Genomic DNA, 7,791 nt, shown 5'->3' with positions numbered 1-7,791 from the left:
AGAAGGTGGCCCGGGCGGCCCGCCGCTATCTGCGCCCCGAAGGGCTGACGGCGGGGGCCATGTACCCGGAGGAGAGAAAAATCCATTTTGACGGAAAGGATTTGCGCAAGGCCGTTCTGGGCGGTTTTCGGGCGGACGCCCCCCCCCAGTATTCTCCATCTCCTCTTTTGCCCTTCGCCGGCGCGAAGAAGAAAAGCCGCACCGCACTCTCTGTGCGGAGAGGGCGGCTCCGCAAACGTTCCGCCCCTCTCGAAATGGCCCTTCCGGGCGGAGCGCGCCTGGTCGTGCTCCCGGGCGATTCGCCGCCGGTATTTTCTCTGCGCGCGGCCTTCCTGGGCGGGCAGCGCCTCGAGGGTGCCGCGAACGCGGGACTGCACTATCTGATGTCCCATGTGGCTTCCCTGGCAACCGAGACTTTCAGGGCAAAGGAGATGGCGCAACATCTGGACGGTCTGGCAGCCAGCTTGGGCGGCTTCGCGGGCCGGAACAGTTTCGGGATATCCGCCTCGGGCCTTTCGCGCGTGGCGGATGAGGTCGTCGAGATTTTCGCGGAAGTGCTCCGCGCCCCCGCTTTTCATGCGGAAGATATTGCGCTGAAGAAGCGGGAAACGGAGGCGGATCGCCGCAGCGATCTCGACGATCTGGCCCATCTTTCCCGCCTGCGGGTGATGTCGCACCTCTATAGGAGTCATCCTTTCGGCCGCCATCCGCTGGGAAGCCCGAAAACCATGGGAATGATGAATGCGCGGACCTTGAAAGCGGGATGGAGAAGGTGGGCTGTTCCGGGGAACATGGTGATTGGCGCGTCCGGAGCCATCGACCCCGATTGGCTCGCGGGAAAGCTTCGGCGTCACCTGAGGGAGTGGGGGAGGAAGGCGGCCGCATGGCATCCCCCCCGGCTGCCGGCCCCTCCGGTGCCCTCCTCAAGGCCGAGCCGCCGCCGGCAGCGGATGGATCGCGCGCTGCAGAGCCACATTTGGATTGTGTTTCTGGGATTGACTTTCTGCGACCCCCGCCGGTTCGCCCTTTCGATTCTGGCGGCGGCGCTGGGGAGCCAGGGCGGGGGACTTTTTATGGAACTTCGGGAGCGAAGAGGTCTTGCCTATGCCGTCAATGTTTCTTCCGAAGAGTCGGTCGATCCCGGACCGTTTATGCTGTACGCGGCGACCTCACCGAAAAACGAAGATGAGGTCGTTCGGGTCATGCGGGAGGAACTTGCCCGCGTCCGGGAGGGCGGGCTACGGCCCGTGGAACTCGAGCGGGCGAAAGCTTTCCTCATTGGAGAGTATATGCGGACGCAGCAGCGCTCACGCGCGCGCGCCTCTGAGCTGGCTTTTACGAAGATATACGGCCTTCCCTACATGTCGGAGAAGGACTGGAAGGTGCAAATCGGCAGGGTGTTGAATGAGGACATCCGGGCGGCGGCTTGCCTGTTTCTGGCTCCGGAACGGGAGTGTCTCTATGTGCTCGGTCCATCCGGCGGCCGGCGAAGCGACCGGTAAGCCGATTTATATCGCGACCCGCGTGATTTCCGATGCGTCTCCCTCTCCCATAATCTCGCCCAGGCGGCGGTCTGCCTCCTCGACCAGCGGCGGGAGGGTTTGCGGGTCGATTCCGCTGACGGCAATGGCTTCGTAGCGGCGGCACAGATGGGAGATTTGAAGCGGGCTCACTTTGTCCGTCTTGTTGAAAACTCTCAGGATGGGGATGTCTTCGGTCACGATCTCCCCCAGTAGACGCTCGACGGCGGTCAGGTTTTCCTCGCAATCGGTAGCGGACGCATCGATGACATGCAGGAGAAGGTCGGCTTCCTGCAGTTCTTCAAGCGTCGAGCGAAAGGCGCCGAGCAGTTCTTTCGGCAGATCGTGGATGAACCCCACAGTGTCCGTAATGACGACCTCGCGCTCGCGGGGCAGCCGCAGCCGGCGGCTCGAGGTGTCGAGCGTGGCGAAAAGCTGATCGGCGACGTAGACCTCGCTGTGGGTGAGGGCGTTCAAGAGGGTGGATTTTCCGGCGTTGGTGTATCCGACCAGGGAGAGAACGGGAACGTCCCGCCGCCGCCGCCGCTGACGGCCCTGGGCGCGCTTGCGCTGAAGCTGGTCGAGTTCGCGCTCGAGGCGCTGGATGCGCTCATGGGCGCGCCGCCGGTGAATTTCCAGTTTCGTCTCGCCGGGTCCGCGGCCGCCGATCCCGCCCGTGAGACGGCTCAGGGCTGTGCTCTTGGTCGAAAGACGGGGGAGCATGTAGCGAAGCAGGGCGAGCTCAACCTGGAGTTTCCCGACGCGGCTGCTGGCCCGCTGGGCGAAGATGTCGAGGATGATCTGGGTCCGATCCAGGATTTTCAAGTCTGTGAACTCGGCGAGGCTGCGGGTCTGGGCCGGGCTCAACTCCTGGGAGAAGACCAGGGCCTCGACCCCCATCTGAAGGGAGCGCATGAGGACATCGGCCAGGCGTCCCCTCCCCAGGACATAGCGCGGATCGAGGGTCTTGCGGCGCTGGATGATCTGGCCGCAGGGGATGAGCCCCGCACCCTCTGTCAGGATTTCCAGCTCGTTCAACTCGGTCTCCGCGGGCCGGCCTCTGCGGTCCTGCGTTTCCACGTGAATCAAGAGCGCCCGCTCGCCTTTCTTCAGTTGAGTTCCGGCGCGGGCGGCGCGGGAGAACCCCTCTTCCAGCGATGCGGCCAGGGCGGCGGCGTCTACCGTCATCCGCGAGAGGTCCGGGAAGGTTTGGATCTCCCATGGGGGGGTGCGGCTCTGCCAGGGAGAGGGAGCTGTCTCGGTTTCCGGATTGTCGAACGCCTCAGCGGGGGAAGGGAGGAGGTGAGCGAAGTGGACACTCTCGCTCTGCCCTTCCTCGCCCACCTCGATGGCGGTCATTGAGTCGAGGCGGAGGAGCGCCAGATCGGTCAGATCCTCCTGGGACAGGGGGGAGGGTCCCAGATGGGTGTGAATGCAGCGAAGGCCCCGCAGACGGGCGCCGCCGGCGCGGCCGCGGCCAAGCTCCGGGATTTCGATCCCCCGGGCGTCGCCCACGATGACGTGGCGGATGACGCCCTGGCGGTCAATCAAGATACCGATTTGTCTCGAAATTTCAAAGGAAAGTGCGGTAAGCTCTCTGCCCAGTTCCAAGTGGATGAGTTGGCCGCCAGGGACTTTCCGGCGGTAAAGCCGCTCAAGGGCCCGGAGTTGTTTTGGCTTTAAGCCAGTCAATCGGCCTTGCAGTTTGGCGATGGCGAACGGCCCCCCTGAGAGGAAACGTCTCCGATTATCTTGTTTTTTATATTAAACTGCCCGTATCCGCTCCGCAAGGGGAACAGGGGAGCGGGACGAAATATTTGGCGGGAAATAGGGGCTGAAATCGCGTTTGCGCCTTTCGGCCCTCCTGGCAGGCCGGCGTCCGCTGTATGTTGCCGGGCGTTGTTTTTGAGGGTTTTCCTATGGTTCATGAGCGCGACCCGCGGATTCTCCGAATCGAGGACATGGTCCGGCGCCTGCTCCGGCGAAATGCCGACGTGCATCTGGCGAACGCGCTGGAAAAGATGCATGCCGCCGAAGTGGCCCAGATGTTCAATCACATGGAGCCCGAAGAAAGAATCGCTGTTTTCCGGGTCGTGGAAAGCGCGGAGCACAAGGCGGAAATCCTGACCGAGTGCGATGCACACATCGTCCGCGGGATTCTCGATTCGCAATCAAACGAAGATATCGTTCAACTTCTCAAGCCGATCGACAGCGACGAGATGCGCTACCTCCTCGGCACCCTCTCCGATGAGCGTGCGAATGAAGTGCTCGCTCTGCTGGAGCACAAGGAGGCGGAAGCCGTCGGAGAGCTCATGGCCTACTCGCCGGATACGGCGGGCGGCATCATGACCGACTCCTACTTTGCGCTTCCCGAAGAGATGACGGTGGAAGAAGCCGTGGCCGAAGTGCGGAAGATGAGCGAGGTGGACTACGTTTTTTATGTATACGTTGTGGGCGCGGACAAGCAGCTTCGCGGCGTGGTCAGCCTTCGGCAGCTTCTTCTCTCCAATCCTTCGCAGCGGCTCTCCGAGATCATGGCCTCGAATGTCTGGAGCGTGAACGTGCATGAGGACCAAGAGCGCGTTGCCCGCCTGGTGTCCCGCTACAACATTCTGGCGATACCCGTTGTAGACGATGATCGCGTTCTGGTGGGTATCGTTACGGTAGACGATGTGCTCGACGTTCTTCGCGAGGAAGCGACGGAGGATATGCTCAAAATGGCCGGTACGCACACGAGCGAGGAGATTACCTCGCTCTCTCCCGGGCGGATGGCCTGGGCGCGCTTCCCCTGGCTTTTCGTGAGCTGGATCGGCGGCATCCTGGCCGCCGGGCTAATCATTCAGTTTGAGCATGAATTGAGCCGCGTGGTTGCGCTGACCGCCTTTCTGCCGGTGATCATCGGGATGGCGGGCAACGTGGGCACCCAAAGCGCGACGATCATGGTGCGGGGCATCGCGACCGGCCGCGTGGACCCCAAGGCGTGGTTCCGCATTGTTTTCCGCCAGCTTCTCGTCGGGATGATTCTGGGCGTGGCGTACGGCGTCTTGCTTGGGGCCTTGGCGCTCTTCCAGTATCAATCCATGATGAGCCTGGGCCTCGTCGTCGGCCTTTCGATCTGCCTGGTGATGGTTCTTTCCTCGATTATGGCCTCTTTTCTCCCGCTGGTGCTCCATCGGTTCGGGTTCGATCCCGCGGTGGCAACCGGACCTTTTGTCACGACCGGCGTGGACGTCCTCGGTATCCTGATATATTTCAGCATTGCCCGGCTGTTGCTGTTTTGAGGTCTTGCGCCGGGGAGAGAAAGAATGCCTTTCACGGCTGATTTTCGTGTCCGCTATGCGGAAACCGATCAGATGGGGGTGGTGCATCATGCCGTCTATTATGTCTGGTTCGAGCATTTGCGGACGGAAATATTTCAGGCCATCGGCACGCCGTACGCGGAATTGGAGAAGGAGGGGATCTTCTTCCCGGTGCTGGAGAGCGGCTGCCGCTACATGAGCGGAGCCCGCTATGACGGAATGGTCCGGGTGGCGGGCTGGCTCCGGCCGGCTCAGGGCGCGCGCATCCGCATCGACTACCGGGTCGAGCAGGAAGGGCGGACGCTCGTCGAGGGGTTCACCGTCCACGCGAAGATGGATGCCGAGGGAAGACCGGGGCGGATCCCGGCCCATCTCCTGGAAAAATTTCAGCAGGCGGCTTCCCCCGCGGGCGAGGGGCCTTCGACGGGAGCGCGCTGAGAGCGGCTCTCCGTTTTTGGACTCTTTCCCGGCCCTTCTTGACGCCTGCGGCACGCTCAACGAAGATTTCGCGGTTGCCCGCCACAGTTGGAGATGAGGAGAACCATGCTCGGCCCCTACGAACCGACGACGTACGAAAAGAAATGGCAGGATTTCTGGGAAGAAAAAGGGATATTCCAGGCGCCGGACGACCCTGGGGAGAAGCCTGCCTACTACTGCCTCATGATGTTTCCCTATCCTTCGGGCGATCTCCACATGGGGCATGCCTGCAACTACACCATGGGAGATGCAATAAGCCGCTTCCGGAAAATGAGCGGCTTCGAAGTGCTGCATCCGATGGGGTGGGACGCACTTGGCCTTCCGGCGGAAAATGCGGCGATCCAGGCTTCGGTTCACCCTGCCAGCTGGACCCAGAAAAATATCGACAACATGCGCCGTCAGCTGAAAATGGCGGGTCTCGCCTATGACTGGCGAAGGGAACTCTCCACCGCGCATCCCGGCTATTATCGCTGGACGCAGTGGATTTTCCTCCAAATGCTCGAACGGGGGCTGGCCTACAAGAAAGAGGCGCTGGTGAACTGGGACCCGGTGGATGAAACCGTCCTGGCGAACGAGCAGATCCACGATGGCATCGCATGGCGCAGCGGAGCGGTGGTGGAGAAACGCTGGCTCGGGCAGTGGTTCTTGAAAATCACGGACTATGCCCAGCGCCTCCTCGATGATCTTGATGGGCTCACCGGCTGGCCCGATCACGTCAAGCAGCAGCAGCGCAACTGGCTGGGCCGCAGCGAAGGGGCCCGGATCGATTTTCGCCTCGAGGCCACGGGTGAGACCCTCTCGGTGTTCACCACCCGGCCGGATACGGTCTACGGCGTTACCTTCATGGTGTGCGCCCCCGAACATCCCCTGATCGAAACGCTCCTGAAGGACAATCCCCGGGCCGATGCGCTCCGCGCCGCCATCGAGGAGATGCGGGCGCAGAGCGTTGCCGATCGGATGAGCGATGAGCGCGAAAAAGTCGGGATCGATACGGGGCATTTCGTCGTGAATCCGGTGAACGGCGATCGCGTCTCCCTGTTCGTTGCGGACTATGTCCTGATGGAATACGGAACCGGCATCGTCATGGGCGTGCCCGCCCACGATCAGCGCGATTTTCTTTTCGCGCGCAAGTACGGCGTCCCGGTCAAGGTGGTGATTCAGCACCCGGGCGGCGGGCTCCGCGCCGAGGCGATGAGGGAGGCCTATGTCGAGGACGGTGTCATGGAGAACTCCGGCCCCTTCGACGGGCAGCCGAACCGCGAAGCTTTCCCGCGAATGATCGACTACTTCAAGCAGCAAGGCTTCGGCGATCGGATGATCAACTGGCGCATCCGCGACTGGCTCATCTCGCGGCAGCGCTACTGGGGCGTTCCGATCCCGGTGCTCTATGAAGAGGACGGGACGATCACGCCGGTGCCCGAATCGGCTCTTCCCGTTGTCCATCCGCGCGATGTGGCCTTCACGGGGCGGGGGGGGAACCCGCTTGCCCAGAGCGAGGAATTTCTCCGCGCCCTCAGCCCGCGGACGGGCAAACCGGCGCGCCGCGAGACGGACACGATGGACACGTTTGTGGATTCATCCTGGTACTACCTCCGCTTTGTTTCCCCGAAAAATGAAAAGGCGGTTTTCGATTCCGCCCACGTGAACAAATGGCTCCCCGTCACCCAGTACATCGGCGGCGCGGAGCACGCCGTCATGCACCTTCTTTACTCGAGATTTTTCACCAAAGTGCTCCACGACATGGGGCTGGTGTCTTTCGAGGAGCCCTTTGAGAATCTCTTTACGCAGGGGATGGTCTGCCGGACGGCCTTCCGGGTGGCGGGTGCCCAGGGCAACGTCTGGGTGCCCTACAAGGATGTGGACGAGGAAAAGCTGATCGTGACGCGGGACGGACCGGCGGGAAGCCGCTACAAGACAGGCGACAAGGTGGCCGGCGACATGGCCGTCATGAGCAAGAGCAAGCTCAACGGGGTTTCCATCGAAGAGTGCACGGGCCGCTTCGGCGCCGATGCGGGACGCCTGTATACGCTCTTTATCGGTCCCCCCGAGCGGGACAAGGAGTGGCGCGACGACGGGCTCATCGGGGTGCACCGGTTTCTTCAGCGGTTGTGGGCCACGTTCGGGGAGCGCTTGGAGGACTGGAAGGCGGCGAGGTCCTTTGCCGGCGATGCCGCTGGATTATCGGATTCGGGCCGAAAGCTCCGCCGGGACGCCCACTACACCCTCCAGCATGTGACCGAAGTCTATGAGCGGACGTTCTCCTTCAATACGGCGGTGGCCCGCATCATGGAGCTGGCCACCTCGCTGCGGGCGGAGTCGGCCGCCGAGGCCGCCGTGCAGCGGGAAGCGGCCGGGATTCTTCTCATTTGCATGGCGCCCATGGCGCCGCATGTGGCGGAGGAGCTTTGGGCCGCCCTGGGGGCCGGAACCGGGAAGGGGACGATCTTTCTCGATGCGTGGCCCGCGGCCGATCTTTCCGCCATCGCGGCCGAGGA

At 62.6% G+C, this 7,791-nt stretch carries 5 protein-coding genes; 4 read left to right on the top strand and 1 reads right to left on the bottom strand.

Annotated features, from left to right (window positions below; translation table 11 throughout):
• Positions 1-1,502, top strand: a 1,502-nt coding sequence (locus O2807_09215; protein ID MDA1000674.1) for a pitrilysin family protein, incomplete at its 5' end; no start/stop codon positions are given.
• 6 nt (positions 1,503-1,508) lie between these two features.
• Here the strand turns inward: O2807_09215 and hflX are convergent.
• The gene (gene hflX / locus O2807_09210) at positions 1,509-3,071 is read right to left on the bottom strand and encodes a GTPase HflX (protein MDA1000673.1); all 1,563 of its coding nucleotides are present in this window, start codon (positions 3,069-3,071) and stop codon (positions 1,509-1,511) included.
• A gap of 368 nt (positions 3,072-3,439) precedes the next feature.
• On the opposite strand from hflX, the gene mgtE reads away from it, so the two are divergent.
• From mgtE to leuS, 3 genes are all read left to right on the top strand, one after another.
• Entirely contained in the window at positions 3,440-4,801 is a 1,362-nt protein-coding gene (mgtE, locus tag O2807_09205) for a magnesium transporter (protein ID MDA1000672.1), read from the top strand.
• A gap of 24 nt (positions 4,802-4,825) precedes the next feature.
• Positions 4,826-5,257 carry a thioesterase family protein gene (locus tag O2807_09200; protein MDA1000671.1) on the top strand — a complete coding sequence of 144 codons (432 nt, stop codon included), beginning with the start codon at positions 4,826-4,828 and terminating at the stop codon, positions 5,255-5,257.
• 105 nt (positions 5,258-5,362) lie between these two features.
• On the top strand, positions 5,363-7,791 hold a 2,429-nt coding region (leuS, locus tag O2807_09195; protein MDA1000670.1), incomplete at its 3' end, for a leucine--tRNA ligase.

The sequence above is a fragment of the bacterium genome, assembly GCA_027622355.1.
Lineage (GTDB): Bacteria > UBA8248 > UBA8248 > UBA8248 > UBA8248 > JAQBZT01.
Note: the sequence above shows the minus strand (reverse complement) of the source record. Positions and strands in the feature narration are given on the sequence as shown.

Bases quoted from the DNA above. Each gene is read 5' to 3' on its own strand.
- O2807_09200 (MDA1000671.1), top strand. From the start codon at position 4,826: ATGCCTTTCACGGCTGATTTTCGTGTCCGCTATGCGGAAACCGATCAG.
- mgtE (MDA1000672.1), top strand. From the start codon at position 3,440: ATGGTTCATGAGCGCGACCCGCGGATTCTCCGAATCGAGGACATGGTC.